Origin of the sequence: Porphyrobacter sp. LM 6 (assembly GCF_001720465.1) — a bacterium.
Lineage (GTDB): Bacteria > Pseudomonadota > Alphaproteobacteria > Sphingomonadales > Sphingomonadaceae > Erythrobacter.
This window is the reverse complement of the sequence record NZ_CP017113.1, coordinates 2573775-2598325: the sequence shown is the minus strand read 5'-3', so window position 1 is coordinate 2598325 and position 24551 is coordinate 2573775. Positions and strand designations below refer to the sequence as shown.

Genomic DNA, 24551 nt, shown 5'->3' with positions numbered 1-24551 from the left:
CCCAATTGTCCGCCGCCCGATCGCCCGGTTCAGTTCACCAGCGCAAGCGACAGGCCATACTTGTCCCACAGTTCCCGGTTCAGCTGACCGGCCAGCTTTGCCTTCTGGCGTTCGACCCAGCCTTGCGCCAATTCTGCTGAACGCAGCGCCGCGTGGTGATCGCCCGCGCGGAAATCCAGCACCGCCTTGAGGCCGTAATACTCGCCCAGCATGTGATGCATATCGTGACTCTCGGCAGTGACGATGGTCCAGTTATTGGCCTCGCGCGCGGCGTTGTCATCGCCCTCGGCCAGCCATGCGACCGCCTCCCAGTGCTTGTAGGTCGGCTGGTAGAGGATGCTGCGCGTCCGGCGATAATCCTCGATCGCGGCGTGGAGCTGTGCGGCGGCTCCCGGCTTGCCCTGCATGGCTGCAAACTGCGCCTGGTGCACCTTTTCGGTGTAGAGGAAGTAGAGGATCTCGTTTTCCTCGCACAGCGCGATGCATTCCTCGAGCCCCTGCTCCAGCCCGTCGAAATCCTTGGTCAGCATCTTGCAATAGTTGAGGCCGACCATCGAAAAGGCGCGGGTATAGGGCTGGCGGATCAGTTCGGCGCGTTCGCGGGCGGCATAGGCCAGCGCCATCCCGCGCTCGGTCTCGCCGAGGTAGACCAGCGACCACGAGGCATAGATTTCCATCGCTGCCAGCAGATCGTCGGCCACGATCTCACGGGCGACGGCGGGGCCGGTTTTGCGCAGCAGGGCGATGCCGCTCTCAAGATCTTCTGCCGCCTGTGCATAATCGCCGAGCGGGAAGCTCGAAATGCCGCGGCTCCGGAGGCCGATGGCCTTCCACGTATCGTCGTTCAGCCGTTCGGCGATGGTGAGCATGTCGTTGCAGCGGTCGCGTGAGGCCCGCATCCGGCTGAGTTGCAGGTCAAACGACTGTTCGCCATGCATCGCAGCGAGCAGCTTGTCAGTGTCGCCGAGCTGTTCGGCGAGCAGCTTGGCGCGGCTGAACACCTCGCCTGTCTCCGGGTTGGCATGGCCGACTTGCGCCATCAGCGCCTTGCCTAACGACAGCAGCGCCTCCAGCTCGAGCCGCGCGCGTTCGTCCTTGTCTTCGATCCTGCCGATCAGTTCGAGCCCGCGGCGCAGGCGTGCTTCGGCTTCCTTGGTCGCGAAGACCTTCGAGGATTCGGTGCCGGCCGCCAGCCAGTAATGCACCGAGCGTGCGGGGCGTCCGGCCTCTAGGGCATATTGCGCCCAGCGCTCCGGGTCGGCGTGCTGGCTGCCCTGCGCTTCTGCCTCAAGCGCATCGAGCAGGCGGGCGTTGTATTCGCGGCGGTCCGCCCGGACGAGCGTGGAGTTGGCGATTTCCTGGATCAGCGCATGGCGGAACTGGAAATCGCGCGCGCCCTTCTTGAGCGGCACCACCAGGCCGACTTCGCAGAGCTTTTCGCACCCGCGCTCGATCAGCCCGCCAAGCTCCGGCGCGATCTGGAGCAGCTGGTGCTTGCTGAAATCACGTCCGACCACAGAAGCGATCTGCGCCACGCGCTTGGCCTCGCCCAGCTGGTCGAGCCGCGCGAGCAGCGAATCCTGCAAGGTCTCGGGCAGATCGAAACTCGAAGGCAGATCATAGGTCTTGCCGGCCTCGCCAAAGACATGGCCTTCGGTTTCGAGGATCGCCTTGGTCAGTTCCTCGACAAACAACGCCACCCCGCCGGATCTTTCGCTAATCGCGCGGACCATGGCCGGCGATGCCTGCCCGCCGAGAATCCCGTCGATCAGCTTGCGCGTTTCGTCCGCACTGAACGGCGGGAGCGCCACCGGATCCAGCGCTTTGGCAAGCGCCCAGTCCTCGGTGATCTCCGGCCGCGCGGTCATCACGATCATCGCGCGCCCGATATCGGCACCGTTCGCGACCTTTTCGAGCAGTTCGCGCGTACTCGGATCGGACCAGTGCAAATCCTCGATCAGCATTGCCACCGGCTTTTGCTGCAACAGCAGCGCAACCTGACGGATCATCGCATTGATGGTCGCCGCGCGGATCTGGGTCGCGCTCATTTCCGCGACTTCGGCAGGGGCTGCGCGTTGCAGGCCGATGGCGCGGGCCAGCAAGTGGCGGTCAAGCTCGGTCGTAGAGGGCGCAAGCGCGGCTTCGAACACGGCAAGCTGCGGTTCGGTGCGCTGGTCCCAGGCGCCAGCGAGCTTGCGGAAATGGGCGATGAACGGACGCAGCGCCGCCTGCCGGCTATGCGGCTTGCAGAAGCAGGTGATGCGGAAGCTGTCGTCCTGTTCCGCCTGGCGCGTGAATTCAAGCGCGAGCCGCGACTTGCCGACCCCGGCTTCCCCGGTGATGAGGCAGATCTGGCTTTGGCCGCCAAGAACCTGCTGCCACATGTGATTGAGCAAGGCCTTTTCCGCCCTGCGGCCGATCAGCGCGGTCTGCGTCTGCATCAGCCGATGGAGCTTGTCCTTGTTGCTGCGGCTGAGCACCGCAAACGCCTCGACCCCGCCGGCGAACCCCTTGGCATCTACCATGCCGAGTGCTTCGGTCTGGAACAGTTCGCCCACCAGGCGCTGCGTGAGGTTGGAGATCACGCACTGGTTGGGCTGGGCACCCGATTGCAGGCGCGCAGCGAGGCTGGTCACCTGGCCGACCGCGCTGTTGCCGGCATCGCCGTCCTCGATCCGCCCGACCACCACGGTGCCCGTGGCAATCCCGACCCGTACCCGCGCCGGTTTGCCGTTGGGCAGGGTGATCCGCGATGCCGCATCGATCAGCGCAAGGCCCGAAAGGACCGCGCATTCGGCCGCATCCTCGCGTGCGACCGGGTAGCCGAAATAGATGATCCCGCCGTCGCCGACATGGGCGCCGATGAAAGCGTCATAGGGGCTGACCGCCTCGGCGGCGACGGCATGGAAATTGGCGATGGCGTCGCGGAAATCCTCCGGCTCGAGCGCGGCCGACAATTCGGTCGATCCGACCATGTCGTAGAACAGCACGGTGAGCTGGCGGCGTTCGGTGCGGGAGCCTTCCGCAGGGCTGGGCGCAGCAGGCACAAGACGGGTTCCGCATTCACTGCAGAACTTGTGCCCCTTCAGGCGCTCGCCCTCACACTTCTCGCACCCCATGGGCAAATCATAGGGCGCAAACTGGCGTGCGCAAAAGGGAAATTTTTGCCCTTTGCTAACCTTGAGCCGAGGCCATCCGCGCGGCGGCTGCGGCGTGGGCGCCGCGCACCTGGTGGCGAATGACCAGCAGCAGCCCCACCACGATTAACCCTGCGAGCGCCAACCCGAACAGGCCAAGATGGAAGCTGCCGGTGGCATCCTTGGCCACGCCCCAGGCGAACGGCCCGACGAAGGCACCGATCTGCGACATGGTGTTGATCGCCGCCGCACCGACGGCGAGCTGGCGGATATGCAGCACCTCGGCCCAGCCCGATGATGTGAGGCTGGGGATGGTGAAGCACACGGTCGCAAACACGAGATAGGCGGCGACTGTTGGCAGCAGCCCGGGCGCAAGCCCGATAACCAGCAGCGCCGCCGCCATGATCGCGGTGAAGACCGCAGCATTGCCCCAGCGGTCGCCATTCCGGTCGGCGAAATTGCCGCTCAGCAGCACCGCGCCCGCGCCGAGCACACCACCAAGGCTGACAAGAAAGCCGATCTTCGCCTGACCGAGCGATGCCATCTCCGCCAGCACCAGCGGGGCGTTGAGTATGGTGGTCGTTACCGATGCCATCAGCAGCGCCCCCAGCAGCCCCAGCAGCAGCACCTGCGGATTGCGGAATGCGGCCAGCACATGGTGCCGCTGCGGCTCGCCGATGCGCGCCTGTTCGCGCGCCAGCTCGTCTTCGATCCATGCCTTTTCGGGCGGGGTCAGCCAGCTGACCTTGGCGGGGGCATCGGGCAGGAAGGCGAGCACGGCAAACCCGACTGCCACCGTCGGCAGGCCCTGCACGAGGAACAGCCATTGCCAGCCGTGGAGGCCTGCCGTCCCGTCGAGCCCGATCAGCCAGCCCGAAATCGCGCCGAGCACCACCGAGGCAAGCGGCGAGAAGGCGAAGAAGCGGCTCACCGCGCGGCTGCGATGGCACGGCGGGAACCATGCGGAGAAGTAATAGATCACCCCCGGATAGAACCCGGCCTCGGCCACGCCGAGCAGGAAGCGCAGGGTGTAGAATTGCCACGGGGTCGAGACGAACATCATCGCCGCCGACAGCAGCCCCCAGGTGATCATGATCCGCGCGATCCAGCGCCGCGCGCCAAAGCGCACCAGCAGCAGGTTGGAGGGGATCTCGAACAGCGCATAGGCGAGAAAGAACAGCCCGCCGCCGAGCCCGTAGACCGTGGCGCTGAAGGCCAGATCCTCGTTCATCGATTGCGCGGCGAAGCTGACGTTGACGCGGTCGATATAGGCGCAAAGGTACGCCAGCCCGATCAGCGGCACGATCCGCCACATCGCCTTGCGCATCGCCGAAGCGCCGATGTCGTCCGTCTGTCCGGTCACAGCCATGCCCGTGTTCCCCCAATCCCCGACGCGCAACCTATAGGCTCGCAGGAAACAGGCAATCGAATTCGGGCGGCGGTTATGGCGCCGGTGGGCAGGGTCAGCCGCGCAGGAAGCCCGAGAGGGGCTGCGCGCTGCGCCCCGGGAACAGCCGCGCCATTGCCAGCGACGGATCGAGCCGGAGCTGTTCGGCGACCGCGCCGGCCAGCACGCTTTCGAGCGCGATGGTGGGCGCAAGGTCGCGGCCTTCGTAAAGCTGGCTTTCGGCAAGGCCCGGCCAGTCGGCGATCACCCGCCCGCCGCGCACTGCGCCGCCCATCACCAGCGCCGCGCCCGCAGTGCCGTGATCGGTGCCGCCGGTGCCGTTGATCCGCGCTGTGCGACCGAACTCGGTTGCCAGCACCACCATCGTCTCGTCCCAGGCGCTGCCCATGCCGCTGCGATAGGCGGCGACCAGCGCATCGAGCTGCGCTGCCTGCCGGGCAAAGACACCGCGCTGGTTGGCGTGGGTGTCCCAGCCGTCGAGCTCGATCATCGCGATCCGCGCGCCATCGGCCCCGCGCATCAGCGAGGCGGCCAGCTCGCCTGTCGCACGGGCGTCGTTCAGATTGCGAAGCCCGTCATCGCCCGCCATCGCCCGCGTCTCGAGCGCGCGGCTCCACAGGCTGCCAAGCTCGGCATCCTGCCCGTAAAGCTGGCTGACGCGCGTCATCAGATCCTCGCTCGGATCGGGCAGGGCGGATGGCGCGTAGTTGGATACCGGTGCTTCGCCGCGCAGCGCCAGCGGCACCGTGGGGGCAATCGCCAGCGTCTTGAGCGCCGCGCCGCCGGGTGCGCCCTGGTTGATCATCCCGACCAGTCGGTTGAGCCAGCCGTCCTTCGCCGCATAAGGCGCCGTGCCGCCGGTTTCGAGCAGGTTCTGCCCGTCGAAATGCGACCGCTCGCGGTAGCTCGTCGCAGCCGCGTGGACGAACAACGCCTCGCCCGCGACCGCCGCCTTGCCGATCTCGGCAAGGGCCGGATGGACGGCAAAGAAACTGCCGAGCTGCGGAGCCTTGTCGTAATCGGCGAGCATCGGCCCGCGCAGGGCGGCAAAGGCGGGGTCGCCCACCGGCGCCAGCATTGCCATCCCGTCCGCCGCGCCGCGCAGCAGCACGAACAGCAGGTTGCGGGAGCCGGTGCCTTGCGCGAAGGCCATGCGTGGCAGGGCAAGGCTGCCGGCCCCGAAGGCGAGGCTTCCGGCAAGCATCGTGCGGCGATCGAACGGGGTCATCATGGCGGCCTACCTCCGCAGCATTTCAGGGGACACCAGCAGCAGCGCGAGTGCCTGCCGCCCGCTTTCGGCGCGGGCGAGCTGGGTGCGGGTGACATTGCCGAGCGCGCCGGGAAAGGCGGCTTCGGCGCGGGCCATGACATCCTCGAGCGGCGCATCACGCGCGATCCGTTCGGCCAGCTCGACCCGCTTGAGCAGCGCGTCCGGCCCGGCCCAGCTGGCGGAAATGTCGTCATAGCCCGCTGGCGATTGCGCGCGCCACGGCACCTGTCCGATCTGTCCGAGCGCCCCGGCGATCCGCCGCCCATCAAGCTGGCTGCTGCCGCTGAGGCGCAATGCGGCGATGAACCATTCGAACGGGGTGCGGAACTTGACCGGCCCTTCGGCCCAGACTTCGGGTGCTTCGATCAGCGTGCGCGTGAGGCTCGCCAGATCGCCGCCGGTGGCGCGGAAATCGGCTTCGAGCCGGGAGACGAGCGCGGGCGGCGGGGTGTCGCCGGCAAAGTGCCGCGCGAGCTTGGTGGCGATATGCCGCGCGGTCGCGGGATGGGCGGCCAGATCATCGAGGATCGCCAGCGCCTGCTTTGCGCCTCCTTCCGGATAGCGGCGCCCGATCACCTGCCGCGCGCCGGGCTCATGCGCGACTGCGACAAAGGCCGCGCCGCTTTCCTGATCTTCGGCGAACCGGCCGACGCGGCCAAGGCCCGGCACTGTCCAGCCCGTCAGCGCGCGGGCGAACTCGGTCACGTCGGCCTGCGAATAGCCGCCATCCACGCCGAGCGTGTGCAGTTCGAGGATTTCGCGCGCGAGATTTTCGTTCAGACCGCGTGGGCGCTGGGGATCGCCGCCGCGGCGCCGTGCGGCACGCTGCTGGAACGGGGCATTCGGCCCCAGTGACTGGAACTGGTCGAGATAGATCAGCATCGCCGGATGCAGCACCGCCGCTTTGAGCATATCGCCGAAGCGGCCGAGCACGTGCGGGCGGATCGCGGCAAATTCGTGGTGGCCGACTTCGAACTGCGTCCCCGGCTTGCCGACCGAGACGCTGAAGTGATTGGACCAGAAATGCACCAGCCGCTCCATCATCGGGGTGCGGCTGGCGACAGCGACGTTGACGCGCGCGGCGACATCGCTCGCCAGCACACCGCGCGCCTCGATCACCTTGGCGCGGTATTCGGGGGGCAATCCGGCAAGCGCTGCGGCGCGTGCATCGGCGGGGGACATGGCTTCGGCGGCGCTATCGGCCATCGCACCGGTCATGCCTTCGGCTTCGGCCATGGCACCGGCCTCGCGGGTCCGGTCGCGCAGGTCGCGCAGCATCTCGATCATCTCGCCGGTCTTGCCGCGGGTGTTGGCGCGCTCGGCGATGGGGCGGGGGGAGGGGTCGTAGTCGTCCATCTGGCGCAGCAGGAACTTGCGTGCGTCACCGGGCGCGGTCTGGCGCGGCGCGAAGCCGTAGCCGAAGCGGTGCAGGGCGATGCTGGCCGGGGTCATGGCCGCCGCTCCTTCTGCCGTGTTACCTGCATCACCAGATCCTCCCGCTGCGCTTGCTATCGATGCCCGCCCATTGTCACGGGCAGAGGCTGCATCGTCAACGCGCCAGGCGCGCGAACCCTTCGCGAGCGTGAGACAATTTTCGGGAGCGAGGAGGGCGGCGGTCAGCCGCCGGCGCGGGCGATCACTGCGAGCGCCTCGGCCTCGCTGATGACTTCGGCATATTTGGCCTGAAGATCGAACAGGTTGGCTTCGTGAGGGGCCTCATGGCGGTCGGCGCAGGCTTCGCGCACCACCAGCGGCACAAAGCCGTATTGCATCGCATCGAGCGCCGAGGCGCGCACGCAGCCCGAGGTCGAATAGCCGGTGATGATCAGCGTATCGATGCCGTCAGCATGGAGCGCGTCGGCAAGCCCGGTGCCGAAGAAGGCGCTGGGATATTGCTTGGTCACCACCCGGTCGCCCGGATGCGGGGTGAGATCATCGGGAAAGGCGCCCAGCGGCGAGCCTTCGTCGAAGGCTTTGAGCACCGGCGCCTTGCGGTAGAACACCCCGCCATCTGCGCCGCCGGGCTGGTATTGGACATTGGTGAACACCACCGGCACGCCCGCCGCCCGCGCCGCTTCGGCCAGACGGCGATTGCTGTCGCGCGCAGCAGCGGCAGTCTCCATGAACAACGGCGAGCCTTGCGTCAGGTAGGCCGTCACCACATCGACGATCAGCAGCGCCGGACGGCTGCCCGGCTGGAGCCGCCCTTCGAACACCCCGGCGTAATTGTCGGATGCCGAAGGGCCTCCCATCAGATGATCCCCGCCGCAGTCAGCCGTTCAAGCTCGGCCGCATCCAGCCCCAGCCGCTCGGCGAATACCTCGGCATTGTCCTGCCCGGGCGCGGCAGGCGCGGGGCGGCGGATGGTCGAGGGGGTCTTTGAAAGCTTGGGGAAGGCGTTCTGCATCTTGATGCGCCCACGCTTCTGGGTCTCGACCTCGATGATCGCCTCGCGCGCCTGAAAGTGCGGATCGGCAAGCATATCGGGGGCGCGGTAGACCCGGCCTGCGGGGATCGAATATTCGGTCATCAGCGCATCGACTTCATCAACGGTGAGCGTGCCGGTCCATGCGTTGACCAGCGCATCGAGTTCATCCTGATGGATGCCGCGCGCGATGTGGGTCGAATAGCGTTCATCCTGCGCCAGTTCCGGACGGCCCATCGCCTGGCACAGCCGCGTGAAGATCGCATCGCCATTGGCGCCGATCATGTAGACGCCGTCCTTGCAGGTATAGACGTTGGACGGGGCAATGCCCTTGAGCACCGAGCCGGAACGTTCGCGGATCACGCCGTTGCGGTCATATTCGGGGACCAGCCCCTCCATCACCTGCAACACTGCTTCATAGAGCGCGGAATCGACCACCTGACCTTCGCCGGTCTTCTCGCGGTGGTGGAGCGCGGCGAGCACGCCCATGCAGCCATAGGTCGCGCACAGCGTGTCGCCGATCGAGATGCCCATGCGGGCAGGGGGCCGGTCGGGATCGCCGACGATGTAGCGCCACCCGCCCATCGCCTCGCCAATCCCGCCGAAGCCTGCGCGTTCGGAATAGGGGCCGTCCTGCCCGTAGCCCGACATGCGCGCGATGATCAGGCCGGGGTTGATCGCGTGGAGTTCCGTCGGGCTCATGCCCCAGCGTTCGAGCGTGCCGGGCTTGAAGTTCTCGATCAGCACGTCGGCCTGAGCGATGAGCTTCTTCGCCAGCGCCTGACCTTCAGGCACGCGCAGGTTGCAGGTGACCGAGCGCTTGTTGCGCGCGATCACTTCCCACTGCACCTTCTCGTCGCCCTGACCCCAGTTGCGCATCGGATCGCCCGCGCCCGGCGGCTCGATCTTGACGACATCGGCGCCCATGTCGCCGAGCAATTGGCCGCAGAACGGGCCGGCGAGGAGCTGGCCCATTTCGACGACTTTGATCCCTGCAAGCGCGCTCATTCGGCGGCCTCCCGCATGGTATAGGCATTGGCCCAGACCGGCTGGATCGGGGCGGGCAGGCCGGTTTCGGCCTCGCAATTGGCGCGCAATGCGTCGATGCCGGGGCCGTAATCGAACAGCGGCAGTTCGCCGCGGCTGGCTGCCATTTCGGCGCGCAGGGCTGCGGTTGCGGCAGCGTCCACCACGCCCGCACCATCCACCACCACGCCATAGGCACGCGCGCCTTCGGGGGTGACGAGGCCCTGCCGGATTTCGAGGCCCACTAGCTCCGGATCGCGGGCCAGCGGGTCGCCCCAGCCGCCGCCGCCCCAGGTGATGAAGTGCAGCAGATCGCCCGCCTTCACGGCAACGCTTTCGACCTTGTTGCCGACAATCGTCTGCGAGCCATCGGCGCGTTCCAGCACCTTCTTCGCCCGCGCGCCCGGATGCCCGCCATTGACGCCCCACGGCGGCACGAACCAGCGGTCATCATGGATCGCGATCTCGCCATCGGCGAGGAAGCGGTAGGTCATGTGGATGCCGTTGCCGCCGCGATGCAGACCAGCCCCGCCGCTGTCGGGCGCGGTCGAATAGCGTTCGATCCGCAGCGGGAAGTAGCGTTCGAGGAACTCGTTGGGGACATTGGTGAAGCCCGGCCACAGCGAGTGCCCGTCCGGCCCGTCACCCAGCGGTCGGCCCGGAATGCCGCCGAAGCCGATCTGGAACAGCTGGAACCAGTCGCGCGTACCATCCTCGCGGCTGTCCCAGCCGGAATAGAACAGGTGGGGGCTGGAGGAGAATCCGGCGGCGTTGAGGAATTCCGGCGTCTTCTGGCCGAGCAGACCGCCCAGAATGTCGAAGATGCGGCCCAGCGCATGGGTGCGGCCCGACAGCGCGGCGGGGAAGTGCGGCTTCAAGAGCGAGCCTTGCGGGATGCGCACCTCGATCAGATCGTAGAACCCGTCATTGAACAGGATCTGCGGATCGAAGACCATGATCATGTAGATGCCGAAGAACATCTTGAACATGTTTTCATTGAGGAAAAAGTTTATCGAGGCGGCCGACTGCGGATCGGTGCCTTCGAAATCGAGCACCACCTTGTCGCCCTCGCGCCACATCGTGCAGCGGATCTTGTAGGGGCCGTAGCCCTTGCCGTCGTCGCAGATGTAATCCTCGAAGCTGACGGGTTCCTCAGCCACCGCCATCGCCAGCAGCGCCTTCATCGCGCGGTGGTTGCGCGCGAGCAGCTCCTGCGTGGCCGAGACATAGACATCGTCGCCGAAGCGTTCGGCCATTTCGATCACGCGGCGCGCGGCGACGCGGCAGGAGGCGATGAGGGCGTTAAGGTCCGCCTGGCACCAGTCGGGCTTGCGGGTCTGGTGCATCACCAGCTTCATCAGGTCTTCGTTGTATTCGCCCTTCTTCCAAATCTTCACGGGCGGGATGCGCACGCCCTCTTCGAAGATCGAGGACGCGCCGATCGGCATCGATCCGGGGACGGAGCCGCCGATGTCGCTCTGGTGGCCGAACATCGCGGTGTAGGCGAGCAGGCGGCCATCCTTGAACACGGGAAGCAGCACCAGCCAGTCGTTCGAGTGGCTGACCGCGCCGCCGCAGGAATAGGGATCGGACAGGAAGATCATGTCCCCGTCCTCGATGGTGCCGTCGTACTGCTTGAGGAAGCCGTCGATGAAGCTGCCGAACTGGCCGACGATCATCTTGCCCGCCGGATCGGAGATCAGCGGGAAGGCGTCACCCTGTTCGCGGATGCCCGGCGACATTGCGGTGCGCACCAGCGTCGCGTCCATCTCGATGCGCGCGTTACGCAGCGCGTTCTCGATGATGTCGAGCGTCACTGGATCGATAGCGATCTTGGCGAAGGGGGTGGTGTTGGGTTCGATGATGCGAGCCGGCATGGTCTTAGCCTTCCGTCTTCAAGGTGATGAGGATGTTGCCGACCGCGTCGACGCGGGCGCGGCAGTCGTGTTCGACCAGCGTGGTCGAATCCATCTCGATGATGATCGCCGGGCCTTCGATCACGTCGCCCTGGCGGAGCTTGGCGCGGTCGTAGATCACCGCCGCGCGCTCTTCGCCGCCGATCCACATCACGTGGTCGCGAATCTTGGCGGCGGCGGGATTGCCGTCGCCCTTGGGCAGTTCGGCCGCGGGGAGGGCGGGGGACTGCCCCTGCGCCACGGCCCGCAGGTTCACGATCTCGTGCGGGGTATCCATGTTGAAGGTGAACAGGCGGCGGTGTTCCTCGTCGAAGCGGGCGAGGATGCCTTCGATCCCGTCCGCCTCCAGCACGGCCTGCGTAATGGTGAGCGGCACTTCGAAGGCTTGGCCCGCATAGCGCACGTCGATTTCGAACAGCGAGGTGATCTGGTCGTCGGGAATGCCGTCGGCGAGCAATTCGCTGCGGGTCTGCGCGGCCATTTCGTCCAGCACGGCAACGAGATCGGCGATGGTGGTGTCCTTGGCGAGGCGCGAGAAGCTGCGCGCCGTCTCGGTCCGCATCCGCGTGGTCGCATCGCCGAGCGCGCAGAGCACACCGGGGGAGACGGGCGAGATCGCGGGCCAGCTACCCATCAGGCGGGCGACTGCATTGACGTGGAGCGGTCCGGCTCCGCCGAAGCCCATCAGCGCAAACTCGCGCGGGTCGTAGCCCTGCTGGACGGAGATCATCCGCAGCGCGCCGAACATGTTCTCGTTGACGATGTCGATGATCCCGCGCGCGGCTTCCATCAGCGTGACGCCCAACGCATCGGCGATGGTCTGCACCGCCACCTTCGCACCCTCGCGGTCGAGCTTAAAGCTGCCGCCGAGGAGGTCTTCGGGGAGGTAGCCGAGCACCACGTTGGCATCGGTCACGGTGGGCAGCGTGCCGCCCTTGTTATAGGCGACCGGCCCCGGCACCGCGCCTGCGCTTTCCGGGCCGACGCGCAGCGCCTTGGTGAGTTCGGGGACGTGGGCGATCGAGCCGCCGCCCGCGCCGACGGTCTTTACGTCGAGCGCCGAAGCGCGGACCGACAGGTGGCCCACTTCGGTGGTGCGCTGGCGGCGCGGCTCGAGGCCCTGGATCAGCGCCACGTCGGTCGAGGTGCCGCCGACATCGAGCGTCAGGATATTCTCGAAGCCCGCGTTCTTGGCGACCCACAGCGCGCCCGTCACCCCGCCGGCGGGGCCGGACATGAGGATGTTGACGGGGTGCTCTTCGGCCTTCTGGCTCGACATCAAGCCGCCGTCCGAACGCAGCAGCGAGAGGCGGCCCTTGAGCCCTTCCTGCTCCAGCTTGGTGCGCAGGTTGGAAACGTATTTCGACACCACCGGACGCACCGCCGCGTTGGCGACGGTGGAGAGGGTGCGTTCGTATTCCTGCATTTCGGGCAGGACTTCGTGGCTGAGTGAGACCGGGATGCCGGGCAGTTCCTCGGCGGCGATCTGGCCGATGCGGGCCTCGTGCGCGCCGTTGAGGTATGCGTTCATGAGGCTGACGGTGAGCGCCTCTACGCGCTCACCCTTGAGCTTGCGCAGCGCCGCGCGCACCGCGTCTTCATCAAGCGGGGCAACCTCGCGGCCTTGAGCGTCCATGCGGCCTGGGACTTCGACCGTGTGTTCGAGGCGCGCGAGCGGCTGGGGCTTGGGCCACACGATCCACGCGGCAAGCCCCCCCGGCACGAAGCTGCGCGCGATCTGCATGATGTCGCGGTAGCCCTGCGTGGTCACAAGGCCGACCTTCGCGCCCTTGCCTTCGAGCACGGCGTTGGTCGCCACGGTGGTGCCGTGGAGGAAATAGGTGATGTCGGCAGCCGTAATCCCGGCCTTTTCGGTGATCGCTTTGACACCCGTCAGGATGCCTTCCGAGCTGTCATGCGGGGTCGAGGGGGTCTTGTGCCGCCAGAAGGCGCCGCTCGCCTCGTCAAACAGCAAGAGGTCGGTGAAAGTCCCGCCCACATCAACGCCCAACCTGTAAGTCATGCCGTGTCCTCTAACCTATGCCGCGCGGGCGACGGCCGAGGGCAATTCGCGCCCCAGCTCGCCCGCAAACCACTTGTTGGCGGCAATCGCCGCGTCGAGATCGATGCCGCTGTCCACTCCGGAACGCGCCATCATGTAGATAAGGTCCTCGGTCGCGATATTGCCCGTCGCGCGCGGCGCGAAGGGGCAGCCGCCGAGCCCGCCGAGCGAGGCGTCGAAGATCCGCACGCCGGCCTTGTAAGCCTCCCACGCATTGGCGATGCCGGTGCCGCGGGTGTTGTGGAAATGCGCGCGCATCGGGATCTTCCCGTCGAGCACTTCGCCCAGCTTGCCGAACAATTCGCCCGCTTCGAACGGCGTGCCGACCCCGATTGTATCCGCCAGCGCGATTTCTTCAGGGTTCTCGATCGCCAGTTCCTCGGCAATCGCGAGCACGGTCGAATGCTTGACCTCGCCCTCGAACGGGCAACCGAAAGCGGCCGAGATGGTGACCTGCGCGCGCAGCCTTTCAGCCTTGGCGAAGCGCAGCATGTCGCGCGTTTCGGCGAGGCCTTCGGCGATGGTCTGGCCCTGGTTCTTCTGGCCGAAAGTGTCGCTGGCGACGATCACGCAGCCGATCTGGTCGATCCCGCGCGCGCCGTTCTCGCGGGTGGCAAGCGCGCGCATCACGCCGCGCTTGTTGAGGACGAGCCCGATATAGGTGCAGTCGGCGCGGTCGGGCAGGCCCGCGATCACGGCTTCGGCATCTGCCATTTGCGGCACGCGCTGCGGGTGGACGAAGCTCGCCACTTCCAGCCGCCGTGCGCCATAGCCGATCATGCGGTTGATCAGATCGAGCTTGGTCGGGGTGCCGATGATGTCGGACTCGTTCTGGAGCCCGTCGCGCGGACCAACCTCAACCAGTTCGATGCTAGCGCCTGACATTGGGAATCGCCTGCTGCTGATACGGGAGCCGATGGCGGGCAATGACGCATATTGTATACAATTGCAATCATGCTTGGCGCATCGGCAGGGGCCGGAACCGGATGCCGGAATATGCGTTGTTACGCCTCTGGCTCGTCCCGATCATTGGCCGCAGGGCCGACCGCCTTGCTGAACGTATGGAACGCGCGGCGCAGGTGGCTGCCCATCACCGCACGCGCCCAATCGGCATCGCGCGCGGCAAAGGCGGCGATCAGTTCATCGTGATCGCGCGCCGACTGGCGCAGGTTTTCGAGCGAGTAGGTGCGCGCCGTCCGCAGCACCACCGGCGCCTCGATCAGCTTGGCAAGCAATTGCCCAAGGCGCGGCGATTTGGCGGCATCGACAATCACTTCGTGAAAGGCGCGATTGGCATCAAGGAAGCTCGCCACATCAGGCACAGGCTTCTCGATCGCGTCCTTGAGCGTGCGGTTGAGGCTTTCGAGCCGTGCGATCTGCGCGCGGGTCAGGCGCTCGGCAGCACGCTCTGCTGCGTGGCATTCGAGCATCTGGCGCAGCGTGAACATTTCCTCGACATCATCACGGCTCCAGTCAGCCACGAACAGCCGTTTTGTATCGCTGCGGACCAGCAGCAGCTCGTCCTCCAGACGCCGCACTGCCTCGCGCACCGGGGTGCGGCTGACGCCGGTGATTTGCGCCAACTGATCCTCGGTGAGCTGCTCGTTGGGCTGCACCTCGCCGCTCAAAAGGTGCGCGCGGATCTTGGCATAGGCCCGGTCTGACGCGCGGCTCATCGGGTGCGCCTTTGCATCGGAACGGCATGGCAAGCGGTAGCAGGGCGGTGGCAGGTCATTGCGGTCCTTGTCATCTTGTCACGCCCCGTTGCTGCAAACCCTGCGGCGACAAAAGCACACTTGCAATCCCGCCGCTGTCACATTTGAGCAAAGCCCTTGACGGGAGTGTTTTGTATACAATAACCATCGTCATAGAGGCAACAGGGGTGTGTGCCGTGAACCGCATTAAGGTCATCGTACCGATTGCAATGGATGAAGCCGGGGTTGCCAACCGCGCCCAGCAGCTTCCCGACGGCTTTGTGCATCCCGGTTTTGCCCCGACGTTCGAGGCGGTGCGCTGGGGCGCGGCGCTGGGCGATTCCTATCACGATACGCTGCTGATGGACTGGACGGTGTTTCAGGCCGGCGTGACGGCTGAGCAGGAAGGCTATGCCGGCGTGCTGATCGATACGGTCAGCGACAGCGGGTTGCGGCCGCTGCGCTCGGCGCTGTCGATCCCGGTCGTCGGGCCTGGCGAAGCAAGTTTCGCCGCCGCGATGATGCTCGGCAAGAAGTTTTCGGTGCTGACCATGTGGCCGCAGTGGTTCCCGCTCTACGAGAAAGTGCTGACCGATCACGGCTGGGGTCATCGCTGCGCCTCTGTGCGCTCGATCAACACCCGCCCCGATGTGACCGAGCTGCTTGAAGGCAAGGAAGAGGTCGTCTTCGCCAAGCTGAAAGCCGAGGCGATGCGCGCGATCGAGGAAGATGGCGCGGATGTGATCGTGCTCGGTTCGACCACGATGCACCAGTCCGCCGCATACCTGCAAAGCGAACTGCCGGTGCCGGTGATCAACCCCGGGCAGGTCGCCTACAAGCAGCTCGAAACGCTGATCGAACTGGGGATGACCCATTCGAAGAAGGCGTTCCCCGCACCCGAAGTGCCCAAGCACGCCGATATCCGAAAGGGCTGGTACTGATGAGTGAATGGACTGAAGGCGGCCCGGGGCAAACGCCGCTGCCCTATCCGGTCTATGTCGATATCGTCACCAAGCGGTATTTCGACGGGGTCGACAACAAGCACATGGACAAGGTGCTCGATTGCTTCACCCCCGATGCGATCCTGACCGAGGTCACCAGCAACACCGTCCACAAGGGGCGCGAGGCGATCCGGGCGATGTTCGTCAAGCTGTTCGCCGATTTCGAGACCATCTGGCACGGCAATTTCGTCCACACCGCCGATCCTGAGACCAACGCGATCTGCTCGCAGTTCACGGTGCTGATCACCCCCAACGGCGGCGAGGAGCTGCGGTATGAAAACTGCAACCGCTTCTACCTGAAGGACCGGCTGTTCCACCGCGTCTATGTCTACATGTCGGGTGACAACCTGCTGAAGGAAGGGGACGCCTGATGCAGTACGAACCCGTCATGTCGCGGTCTGAGCTGATCGATTTCGCGCTCAACAAGTATTTCGCCCGCGTGGATGCGAAGGACATGGAGGGCGCGCTGTCGTGCTTCCATGATACCGCGCTGTTCTGCGTGCAGACCGCCTTCACCCGCCACAGCGGCAAGGCCGAGATCCGCCGGATGTTCGAGGATTTCTTCGGCGCCTACGAAACCATCATCCACCGCGATTTCACCTGCACGGTGGACGAGGCCAATGGCCGAATCACCGCCTGCTTCACCGCCGAGCTGCACGATGCCGATGGCAATGTGACCTTGCTCAACAACACAAATTTCTGGCGCCTTCGTCCCGGTCCGGACGGGACGAAGTTCCAGGAAGTCTATGTCTACATGAGCGGGGCCAACGTCCTCGTCTGAACTCCCTCTCCGTCCATCACTATCCAGGAGCCGTCCCATGAATGTCCGTCTCGCACTTGCCACTGGCGCGGCTCTCAGCGCCATCGCCTTTGCCGCCCCCGCCTTCGCGCAGGAAGCGCCCGCCGCCGAACCGGCTGCGGAAGAGGATAACGCGATCATCGTGACCGCCCGTCGCCAGTCGGAAACGCTGGCCGATGTGCCTGCGGCCGTGACCGTGTTCACCGCCGAAACGCTCGCCAAGACCGGCGTGCAGCGCGCCGAGGACTTCGTGCAGTTGACCCCGGGCGTGACGATCGTCACCGGCACCGCCGAAGCGGGCGACACCCAGATCAACATCCGCGGCATCAACGGCGCGCGCGACGCGGAAAGCTCGGTCGCGCTGGTGGTTGACGGCATCCTCAAGACCAACACCGCGCAGCTCAACCAGAACCAGGGCACGCTGCGTCAGGTCGAAATCCTGAAAGGTCCGCAAGGCGCGCTCTACGGCCGCAACGCCGCCGCCGGGGCGATCGTGGTGCAGACGATGAAGCCCGGTGACCGGCTTGAAGGCGGGGTGCTGGTGCGCGGGGCGCAGGACAACACCTATCTCGCCAACGCCTATATCTCGACCCCGGTCGGGGAATCGGCGGGCCTTGTGCTGTCGGGCAACTACTCGACCACCGACGGGTTCTTCCGCAACCGCTTCCTCGGCAATTCGAAGACCATCGACGATCAGGACGTGTGGGGGATCGACGGGCGCTTCATCGCCGATCTCGGCCCCTCGACCGAGATCGATCTGAAGGCGCGCTATTCCGAACTCTCGGGTGCCTCGATCAACTTCAACGCGAGCTTCCACCTGCCCAACTTCGCGGGCGTGGACCCGGCCTTCTTCGAGGACGTCAACGATCACCCGTTCGGCTTCTATTCGAACATCCGGCCGACCAACAACCAGACGACCTTCGAGGCATCGGCCAAGGTTGAACACCAGTTCGACAGCATGACGCTGACCGCTTGGGCGCTCTACAGCGATGTTGACCAGTCGCTCACCGCTGACGGCACCTCGGCCGACTTTGCGCGCTTCACCTTCCCGGGCGCAACCCCGGCATCGGTGGCCGCGTCGAACGCCTGCTTTGCCAGCACCGCCGCGCTGACCGGCTATCCGCTCAACGCCCCGACCTTCATCGGCAACAACCCGATCCCGTTCATCTTCGATCCGGTGAACGGTTCGACCTTCGGCCCCTACAGCCCGACCACCTGCGACGGCACCCAGTTCCAGATCCGCCAGCAGAGCGACTTCAGCGCCGAAGTGCGGCTCGCCTCGAACGGGGATACCGACATCAACTGGCAGGTCGGCGCGTACTACCTGAAGATCGACCGCGAAGTGGGCGTCAGCCTAGGCGCGGACCTCGGGCAGGGTGTGATCCGCCAGCTTTACAACGGCCCGAACACCAGCAACCCGACCACCCAGCTCTACCACGATGGCTTCAAGACCGATGTCTACGCGGTGTTCGCCGCGGCCGACACCGATCTGACCGACCGCTTCAACGTCAGCGTGGCAGGCCGTTACGACATCGAGGACCGCCGCGTGCGCAGCCTCGTGCCCAATGCCACCGATCCCTTCACCGGCGGCCCGATCAACCCCGGTCAGGCGTTCGGCCCGATCCCGGCGCAGTCGGAAACCTTCAAGCAGTTCCAGCCCAAGATCTCGCTGCGCTACGAGCTGACCGACGACATCAACATGTACGGCAACTGGGGCATCGGCTTCAAATCGGGCGGGTTCAACAACCAGGGCTCGGCCGCCATCGTCGACCAGGCGTTTAACCAGTTCATCGGCACCAACGTGCTGATCGACGACCAGTACCGCAAGGAAGTGTCGAGCGCCTTCGAAGCCGGGATCAAGGGCAGCGTGCTTGATGGCGCGGTGACCTTCGACCTCGCGGGCTACTACACCAACATCGAGGACATGCAGTTCTTCGAATTCTTCGTCGGCGGGTTCGGCCTGCTGCGTGTGGTGTCGAACATCGACGAAGTCGAAGTGATGGGCGCCGAAATCAACCTCACCGCCCAGATCATCGAAGGCTGGAAGGTGTTCGGTTCGGCCAACGTCACCGACAGCGAGATCAAGGAAAACGCCTCGCGTCCGGTCACGGTGGGCAACAAGTCGCCCTACACCTCGGACTACACCATCAACCTTGGTACCCAATTCGATCTGCCGGTGGGCGACACGGTGAACTTCGTCACCCGCGCCGATTACCGCATCGTCGGCCCGACCTGGTTCCACACCCTTCAGGACGATCCCAACCCGACGCTGTTCAGCGGGCTGCTGCCGATCTCGGCGCTCCAGCTGCCCTCGTTCGTGGGCGATGCCGATTACTCGGTCTCGCAGCGCGATACCTTCGGCGTGATGGATATGCGGATGGGCTTTGAAGGCGATAACTGGACCGCATTCGTCTACGCCGACAACCTGTTCAACGAGAAGTATCTCAACGAGGTGATCACCGCGGTCGAATTCGGCGGTTCGTTCATCTCGCCCGGCGGTCGCCAGCGCTTCGGCCTCGAACTGGGATACAAGTTCTAATAACTACAAGAGCCCTTACGGCGTCGCACAACATAAGAATCTGAAAAGCGCGCGGGTGCAAACCCGCGCGCTTCTTGTTTGTGCCGTTGATGCCGTGAAAGGCGCGCCGCTCAGGGCGCAGGCGCGCTCCACCACGACAGGGTCTGATTGTCGTGGGCCGAGCTCCATACCCCCTTGGGGGTCCAGCGCAGCGCGCCGCTGCCGACCGCTTCGCCGAGCCGGGCGCGGATGGCGCCGGTCGCCGGATCGATTACCACCATCGTCTGATCATCGGTCGTGCGCAGCCACACCGAACCGCCGCCGGTATCGATATCGCCCCACTTGAGATTGTCGCCAACCTTGGTGCGCCCGGTAATGGCGAGGCTGGCCGGATCGACCTTGGCGACCGTGCCATCGCCCTGTTCCTGCACCCATACCGCGCCTTCACCGGCGGCAAGGAAGCCGGGCGTATCGCCCAGCTTTGCGGTGCCGGTGACGGCGTTGGTGGCGGGATCGATTTTGGCGAGCGTCTGGCCCTCGCTCGAAACGGCCCAAACGGCATCGAAGCCAAAGGCCAGATACCAGGTTTCCGGCGCGACCTTGATCGTCGCGGTGACGGCGTTGGTGGCGGGATCGATCCGCGCGACGGCCCCTGCGGGATCGCTTGGCACCCAAACGGCGCCCGCGCCCGCAATCACGTTGGTTTCGCCCTTGGGATTGGCGAGGCCGGTCGCAATCTTGGCTTCGAGCGCGGCGGTTTTCAGATTGACGCGCCACACCTCGCCATCTTCGCAATTGGCGACCCACAGCGATCCTTCGGCAATCGCCATCGTGCCGCAGGGGCGCGGGACGGCGAGGCTGGCGAGTTTGCCTGTGGTCGACCACTGTTCGACCCGCCCGTCATTGGTGACCCATACCGTATCGCCATCAACCGCGAGGAAATCGGCAAAGCCGGGAACATCCAGCGCCTTTTCAACGAGATCAACCCCGCCGGTGGCAGGTTCGGGGGCGGCAGCGTCAGGCTCGCCGGAACAGGCGGCGAGCAGAGCGACGGCGATGATGGGGGAAAGCGCTGTAGGAGAGGGTCGGCGGATCATGGTTCGTGCCTCCTTGGCGGGAAGGGGAGAAGCGGCCCGGCTGCGGGCTTTTCCCGCCCGTCCGGAACCAGATTAGGCATATTACGTTTCCAATCAATCGTAATAATTTTGGGTGGACAACCGGAGCGAACATGATGATGTTCGCAAGTGCAGCAACAAGGGGACGAATCATGCCGGGCATTCTTGATCGTATGTGGCGCCGGTTTGTCGGCCTTGGGTTGCTTGCGCTGCTGGTTGCCGCCTGTTCGGGGGGCGAGGAAGAGCCCGCCGGCCCGCGCACCGAATTCAGCATCGGCTGGTCGATCTATGCCGGATGGATGCCCTGGGCCTATGCCCAGCAGGCCGGGATCGTGAAGAAGTGGGGCGACAAATACGGCATCACGATCGAGCTGGTGCAGGTCAACGACTATATCGAGAGCGTCAACCAGTACACCGCCGGCAAGCTTGACGGGGTGACGGTTGCCAACATGGACGCGCTGACCATTCCGGCTGCGGGCGGCAAGGATACCAGCGCGATCATCCTCGGCGATTATTCCAACGGCAATGATGCCGTTCTGCTCAAGGGCGCGGATAGCGTGGCGGCGATCAAGGGGCGGCAGGTCTATCTCGCCGAGCTTTCGGTCTCGCACTACCTGCTCGCCCGCGCGCTCGAAAAGAACGGCATGAAGCTGGCCGACGTGAAGACGGTCAACACTTCCGATGCCGATATCTCCGCTGCCTTCGCCGCGCCGGATGTGACCGCGGCGGTGGCGTGGAACCCGCAGGTGACGACCATGAAGGGCGTTGCGGGCGCGAAGGCCGTGTTCACCTCGGCCGATATTCCGGGCGAGATCCTCGATCTGCTGGTGGTCGATACCGCAACGCTCAAGGCCAACCCCAACCTCGGCAAGGCGCTGGCGGGGATCTGGTATGAAACCATGACGCTGATGGCGCAGGCGGATGCCGAAGGCGCAGCGGCGCGCGCGGCGATGGCGAAGCTGGCGGGGACGACGCCTGCGGAATTCGAAGGCCAATTGGCGACGACCTATCTCTACACCGATCCCAAGGCGGCGCTGGCGGCAATGTCCTCGCCCGATCTGGTTACCACGATGACGCGGGTGCGCGATTTCAGCTTCGCGCAGGGCCTGTTCGGGCAGGGCGCACGTTCGGCCGATGCGGTGGGGATGAGCTTTCCGGGCGGCAAGACGCTGGGCGATCCGAACGCGATCACGCTGCGCTTTGATCCGACCTTCACGCAGGCCGCGGCGGACGGGGCGCTGTGATCGGCGCCGGCGCAGGGGAGGGATGATCCGATGCGCTGGGTGAACCGCAAGCCGGGCAAGAGCGGGGCGTTGCTGCTCGGCGCACTGCCGCTGGCCGGTCTGGCGCTCGCCTACATCGTCGCTGCCGCTGCGCGCCATGCGGATAACCCCGCCGACAAGATCCTGCCGCTGCCCGGCGGCATGGCCGAAGCGATGGCGCTTCTGCTGTTCACGCCCGATCCGATGTCGGGAGAATTGCTGTTCTGGGCCGATACGCTCGCCAGCCTCTCGCGGTTGGGGATGGGCCTCGGGATTGCGACGCTGGCGGCCTTGCTGGTCGGGCTGGTGATCGGCGTGCTGCCGATGATCCGCGCGACCTTCGGCCCGCTGCTCACCACGCTGGCGGTGATCCCGCCGATCGCGCTGCTGCCGATCCTGTTCATCGCCTTTGGCCTTGGCGAGGTCGCCAAGGTGGCGCTGATCGTGATCGGGGTGGCACCGTTCATGATCCGCGATGTGGCCGGGCACGTGACCGCCCTGCCGCGCGAGCAGGTGGTAAAAGCGCTCACTCTGGGGGCGAATTCGTGGGGCGTGATGCTTCGCGTCGCCCTGCCGCAAGCGCTGCCGCGGCTGATCGAGGGCTTGCGCCTCTCGCTTGGCCCCGCGTGGGTGTTCCTGATCTCGGCCGAGGCGATCGCCGCCGATGTCGGCCTCGGTTACCGCATCTTTCTCGTGCGGCGTTACCTCGCGATGGATGTGATCCTGCCCTACGTCGCGTGGATCGCGCTGCTGGCGGTGGTGATGGACTTCGCGCTCGTGCTCCTCAGCCGCCGGCTGTGCGGCTGGGCCCATGCGGGGGGGCGGTGAGGCCATGCTGAACCTTCGCAACATCTGGGTCGAATATGGCGACAAGGTCGTGCTCGAACGCATTTCGCTCGAGATCGCCGAGGGATCCTTCGTGTCGATCATCGGGCCTTCGGGGGCGGGGAAATCGAGCCTGCTGCGCGTTATCCTCGGGCAGGAACAGCCGAGCCGGGGGACGATCACGCTCGATGGCCAGCCGCTGCCGGCCGAATGCGGGCCGGATCGCGGGGTGGTGTTCCAGCGCTATTCGGTGTTCCCGCACCTGACCGTGCTCGGCAATGTCATGCTGGGGCTGGAGTTCGCGCAATCACCGCTCACCGCGCGCCTGTTCGGCAGCGCCCGCCGCACCGCGCTGGCCGAGGCGCAGGCGATGCTCGCCTCGGTCGGGCTGGCGGACAGCGCGCACCTCTACCCCGCGCAGATGTCGGGCGGGATGCAGCAACGCCTCGCCATCGCGCAGGCGCTGATCAAGCGACCGCGCATCCTGCTGCTCGACGAGCCCTTCGGCGCGCTCGATCCTGGCATCCGCACTGACATGCATGGCCTGATCACCCGGTTGTGGCGCGAGCATGGGCTGACCGTGATCATGGTGACGCACGACATCAAGGAAGCCTTCTCGCTCGGCACGCGGGTGCTGACGCTCGACAAGCGCCGCCACGATCCGCACGCGCCGCAGCGCTACGGGGCAGGGGTGGTCTACGACCTCGCGCTGACCCGCAAGCAGGCCGAGGCCGAAGCGCTAGCTACCACGACTGACCTCCATGCAACCGAGATGCGCCAGCCATGAGCACTGAACCTTCCCGTCTCGCACGGCTCAGCATGAGCCTTCCGGCCGAACTGTTCCGCCAGCTCGACGTGATGGTCGAGGAACGCGGACTGCCCTCGCGCTCGCAGCTGATCGCCGAACTGATCCGCCACGCGCTGGCCGAGCACGAGGCGCTGACCCGTCCGGAGGACATGCTCGCGGGCACCATCACCATCGTCTACGCCGGCGGCGGGGGGCGGGTGCGCCAGCAGCTGGCCGAAACACAGACCGCCTACCTCAAGGAGGTCATCTCCTCGCAGCACGTGTTCCTCGAACAGGACCAGTCCTTGGAAGTGCTGCTGGTGCAGGGCCCCGCCGTGCGGCTGAAGCAGCTGTGCGACGCGCTGCGGGCGATCCGCGGCGTCAAGCAATTGCAGCTGGTGAGCACCACCGCGCTGCTGCCGCCGCTGCACGAGCAGGACGTCGTGCCCGCGAGCGAGGCTGCGGCATGAGCGCGGTGCTGGGCGATCCGAAAGCGGCGCGCGATCACGCCCGCGCGCAAGGCGGCACGCGGGTCGAGACCATGCCGCTGCTCCCCCCTGTGGCGGACGACCTGCCCGCAGGCGTCGCGGCTGACGACCTGCTGTGGGAAGAGACCATCGCGCCCGGCGGCTATGCCTCGCGCCGGATCGCGCGCGGCACCCGGCTGCGGCTGATCGACAAGGCGGTCGATGCCTGCGCGTCGCTCAACATCTTCAACGCCGAAATGCCGACCGAGCGGTTGAATGTCGCCGATACGGTCAAGGTGCAGTGGAACGCCTATCTGGGCGCGGGCAAGCTGCTGCTTTCGGATATGGGCCGCGTGCTGGCGAGCATCCTTGAAGACGGGGCGGGCACGCATGACACTTTCAGCGGTGTCTCAAATACTGCCAGTAACACACGGAAATATGGTGAGGGCCGCAATTCCGGCGCCTTCCCCAACGGGCGCGACCGGCTGATCCTGGGCGCGGCCAAGCACGGCCTTACCCGCCGCGATGTCCACCCCTGCGTGACCCTGTTCAAGGGCACGAAGATCGAGGCGGACGGCGGCATTACCCCCGTCATCGGGCCGTTTGCGCCGGGCCGCGAAGTGCTGCTGCGCGCCGAGATGGATGTGATCGTGGTGATCGCCAACTGCCCGCATGTGCTCGATCCGCGCCCCGAATGGCACTCCACGCCGCTGCGCATCACCGCATGGCGCGGCCCCATCACCCCGCAAGACGACCCCGTGCGCAATGCCACCCCGGAAGGGCAGCGCGCCTACCTCAACACCGAGGATTACTACCGCCGTTAACCCCCTCCACCGGAA

20 protein-coding genes are annotated in these 24551 nt (G+C 65.9%); 9 read left to right on the top strand and 11 right to left on the bottom strand.

Going from position 1 to position 24551, the window contains the following annotated elements; genetic code table 11:
• Positions 1 to 29: 29 nt before the first annotated feature.
• From BG023_RS12480 to BG023_RS12435, 10 genes are all read right to left on the bottom strand, one after another.
• A complete protein-coding gene (locus BG023_RS12480; RefSeq protein WP_190315769.1) occupies positions 30 to 3047 on the bottom strand; it encodes an AAA family ATPase in 3018 nt (1005 codons plus the stop codon).
• A gap of 127 nt (positions 3048 to 3174) precedes the next feature.
• A complete protein-coding gene (locus BG023_RS12475; RefSeq protein WP_069310743.1) occupies positions 3175 to 4506 on the bottom strand; it encodes an MFS transporter in 1332 nt (443 codons plus the stop codon).
• A 94-nt stretch (positions 4507 to 4600) separates the two neighbouring features.
• The gene (locus BG023_RS12470; RefSeq protein ID WP_069310742.1) at positions 4601 to 5776 is read right to left on the bottom strand and encodes a DUF1501 domain-containing protein; all 1176 of its coding nucleotides are present in this window, start codon (positions 5774 to 5776) and stop codon (positions 4601 to 4603) included.
• Between the two features lie 6 nt (positions 5777 to 5782).
• Positions 5783 to 7267, bottom strand: a complete 1485-nt coding sequence (locus BG023_RS12465) for a DUF1800 domain-containing protein (protein ID WP_069310741.1) — start codon at positions 7265 to 7267, stop codon at positions 5783 to 5785.
• Between the two features lie 164 nt (positions 7268 to 7431).
• Positions 7432 to 8067 (bottom strand): isochorismatase family protein, encoded by a 636-nt coding sequence (locus tag BG023_RS12460; protein WP_069310740.1) that lies wholly within the window; start codon positions 8065 to 8067, stop codon positions 7432 to 7434.
• Entirely contained in the window at positions 8067 to 9248 is a 1182-nt protein-coding gene (locus BG023_RS12455) for a CaiB/BaiF CoA transferase family protein (RefSeq protein ID WP_069310739.1), read from the bottom strand. Before BG023_RS12455 ends, BG023_RS12460 begins: the two co-directional genes overlap by 1 nt.
• Positions 9245 to 11143 (bottom strand): hydantoinase B/oxoprolinase family protein, encoded by a 1899-nt coding sequence (locus tag BG023_RS12450; protein WP_069310738.1) that lies wholly within the window; start codon positions 11141 to 11143, stop codon positions 9245 to 9247. The genes BG023_RS12455 and BG023_RS12450 overlap by 4 nt, the downstream gene beginning before the upstream one ends.
• A 4-nt stretch (positions 11144 to 11147) precedes the next feature.
• On the bottom strand, positions 11148 to 13205 hold the full coding sequence (locus BG023_RS12445; protein ID WP_069310737.1) for a hydantoinase/oxoprolinase family protein: 2058 nt from the start codon (positions 13203 to 13205) through the stop codon (positions 11148 to 11150).
• Between the two features lie 15 nt (positions 13206 to 13220).
• Positions 13221 to 14129, bottom strand: a complete 909-nt coding sequence (locus BG023_RS12440; protein ID WP_083234687.1) for a hydroxymethylglutaryl-CoA lyase — start codon at positions 14127 to 14129, stop codon at positions 13221 to 13223.
• Positions 14130 to 14248: 119 nt separating this feature from the next.
• On the bottom strand, positions 14249 to 14920 hold the full coding sequence (locus BG023_RS12435) for a GntR family transcriptional regulator (protein ID WP_069310736.1): 672 nt from the start codon (positions 14918 to 14920) through the stop codon (positions 14249 to 14251).
• Positions 14921 to 15135: 215 nt separating this feature from the next.
• Between BG023_RS12435 and BG023_RS12430 the strand changes: the two genes are divergently transcribed.
• Genes BG023_RS12430 through BG023_RS12415 form a run of 4 tightly spaced genes read left to right on the top strand, consistent with a single transcriptional unit; the run spans position 15136 to position 19277 of the window.
• Complete coding sequence (locus tag BG023_RS12430) at positions 15136 to 15879, top strand: aspartate/glutamate racemase family protein (protein ID WP_083234686.1); 744 nt, start codon at positions 15136 to 15138, stop codon at positions 15877 to 15879.
• Entirely contained in the window at positions 15879 to 16310 is a 432-nt protein-coding gene (locus BG023_RS12425) for a nuclear transport factor 2 family protein (RefSeq protein WP_069310734.1), read from the top strand. The genes BG023_RS12430 and BG023_RS12425 overlap by 1 nt, the downstream gene beginning before the upstream one ends.
• Positions 16310 to 16720: a nuclear transport factor 2 family protein gene (locus BG023_RS12420; protein ID WP_069310733.1), complete on the top strand. Its 411-nt coding sequence runs from the start codon at positions 16310 to 16312 to the stop codon at positions 16718 to 16720. The genes BG023_RS12425 and BG023_RS12420 overlap by 1 nt, the downstream gene beginning before the upstream one ends.
• A gap of 37 nt (positions 16721 to 16757) precedes the next feature.
• A complete protein-coding gene (locus tag BG023_RS12415; RefSeq protein WP_069310732.1) occupies positions 16758 to 19277 on the top strand; it encodes a TonB-dependent receptor in 2520 nt (839 codons plus the stop codon).
• A gap of 110 nt (positions 19278 to 19387) precedes the next feature.
• On the opposite strand, the gene BG023_RS12410 is transcribed toward BG023_RS12415, so the two are convergent.
• Positions 19388 to 20353, bottom strand: coding sequence for a Vgb family protein (locus BG023_RS12410; protein WP_069310731.1), 966 nt, complete (start codon positions 20351 to 20353; stop codon positions 19388 to 19390).
• Positions 20354 to 20523: 170 nt separating this feature from the next.
• Between BG023_RS12410 and BG023_RS12405 the strand changes: the two genes are divergently transcribed.
• From BG023_RS12405 to BG023_RS12385, 5 genes are read left to right on the top strand one after another with little or no spacing between them, the layout of a single operon-like run.
• A complete protein-coding gene (locus tag BG023_RS12405; RefSeq protein WP_069310730.1) occupies positions 20524 to 21615 on the top strand; it encodes a putative urea ABC transporter substrate-binding protein in 1092 nt (363 codons plus the stop codon).
• Positions 21616 to 21645: 30 nt separating this feature from the next.
• Positions 21646 to 22461: an ABC transporter permease gene (locus BG023_RS12400; RefSeq protein ID WP_069310729.1), complete on the top strand. Its 816-nt coding sequence runs from the start codon at positions 21646 to 21648 to the stop codon at positions 22459 to 22461.
• A gap of 4 nt (positions 22462 to 22465) precedes the next feature.
• Positions 22466 to 23245 carry an ABC transporter ATP-binding protein gene (locus BG023_RS12395; protein WP_190315768.1) on the top strand — a complete coding sequence of 260 codons (780 nt, stop codon included), beginning with the start codon at positions 22466 to 22468 and terminating at the stop codon, positions 23243 to 23245.
• Positions 23242 to 23715 carry a CopG family ribbon-helix-helix protein gene (locus BG023_RS12390; RefSeq protein WP_069310727.1) on the top strand — a complete coding sequence of 158 codons (474 nt, stop codon included), beginning with the start codon at positions 23242 to 23244 and terminating at the stop codon, positions 23713 to 23715. Before BG023_RS12395 ends, BG023_RS12390 begins: the two co-directional genes overlap by 4 nt.
• Positions 23712 to 24536, top strand: coding sequence for an urea amidolyase associated protein UAAP1 (locus tag BG023_RS12385; RefSeq protein ID WP_069310726.1), 825 nt, complete (start codon positions 23712 to 23714; stop codon positions 24534 to 24536). Before BG023_RS12390 ends, BG023_RS12385 begins: the two co-directional genes overlap by 4 nt.
• Positions 24537 to 24551 lie beyond the last annotated feature (15 nt).

Excerpts from the sequence above, each read along its gene's own strand:
- BG023_RS12475 (WP_069310743.1), bottom strand. The coding sequence starts at position 4,506 with ATGGCTGTGACCGGACAGACGGACGACATCGGCGCTTCGGCGATGCGC.
- BG023_RS12470 (WP_069310742.1), bottom strand. The coding sequence starts at position 5,776 with ATGATGACCCCGTTCGATCGCCGCACGATGCTTGCCGGAAGCCTCGCC.
- BG023_RS12465 (WP_069310741.1), bottom strand. The coding sequence starts at position 7,267 with ATGACCCCGGCCAGCATCGCCCTGCACCGCTTCGGCTACGGCTTCGCG.
- BG023_RS12460 (WP_069310740.1), bottom strand. The coding sequence starts at position 8,067 with ATGGGAGGCCCTTCGGCATCCGACAATTACGCCGGGGTGTTCGAAGGG.
- BG023_RS12455 (WP_069310739.1), bottom strand. The coding sequence starts at position 9,248 with ATGAGCGCGCTTGCAGGGATCAAAGTCGTCGAAATGGGCCAGCTCCTC.
- BG023_RS12450 (WP_069310738.1), bottom strand. The coding sequence starts at position 11,143 with ATGCCGGCTCGCATCATCGAACCCAACACCACCCCCTTCGCCAAGATC.
- BG023_RS12445 (WP_069310737.1), bottom strand. The coding sequence starts at position 13,205 with ATGACTTACAGGTTGGGCGTTGATGTGGGCGGGACTTTCACCGACCTC.
- BG023_RS12440 (WP_083234687.1), bottom strand. The coding sequence starts at position 14,129 with ATGTCAGGCGCTAGCATCGAACTGGTTGAGGTTGGTCCGCGCGACGGG.
- BG023_RS12435 (WP_069310736.1), bottom strand. The coding sequence starts at position 14,920 with ATGAGCCGCGCGTCAGACCGGGCCTATGCCAAGATCCGCGCGCACCTT.
- BG023_RS12425 (WP_069310734.1), top strand. The coding sequence starts at position 15,879 with ATGAGTGAATGGACTGAAGGCGGCCCGGGGCAAACGCCGCTGCCCTAT.
- BG023_RS12420 (WP_069310733.1), top strand. The coding sequence starts at position 16,310 with ATGCAGTACGAACCCGTCATGTCGCGGTCTGAGCTGATCGATTTCGCG.
- BG023_RS12415 (WP_069310732.1), top strand. The coding sequence starts at position 16,758 with ATGAATGTCCGTCTCGCACTTGCCACTGGCGCGGCTCTCAGCGCCATC.
- BG023_RS12410 (WP_069310731.1), bottom strand. The coding sequence starts at position 20,353 with ATGATCCGCCGACCCTCTCCTACAGCGCTTTCCCCCATCATCGCCGTC.
- BG023_RS12405 (WP_069310730.1), top strand. The coding sequence starts at position 20,524 with ATGCCGGGCATTCTTGATCGTATGTGGCGCCGGTTTGTCGGCCTTGGG.
- BG023_RS12400 (WP_069310729.1), top strand. The coding sequence starts at position 21,646 with ATGCGCTGGGTGAACCGCAAGCCGGGCAAGAGCGGGGCGTTGCTGCTC.
- BG023_RS12395 (WP_190315768.1), top strand. The coding sequence starts at position 22,466 with ATGCTGAACCTTCGCAACATCTGGGTCGAATATGGCGACAAGGTCGTG.
- BG023_RS12390 (WP_069310727.1), top strand. The coding sequence starts at position 23,242 with ATGAGCACTGAACCTTCCCGTCTCGCACGGCTCAGCATGAGCCTTCCG.
- BG023_RS12385 (WP_069310726.1), top strand. The coding sequence starts at position 23,712 with ATGAGCGCGGTGCTGGGCGATCCGAAAGCGGCGCGCGATCACGCCCGC.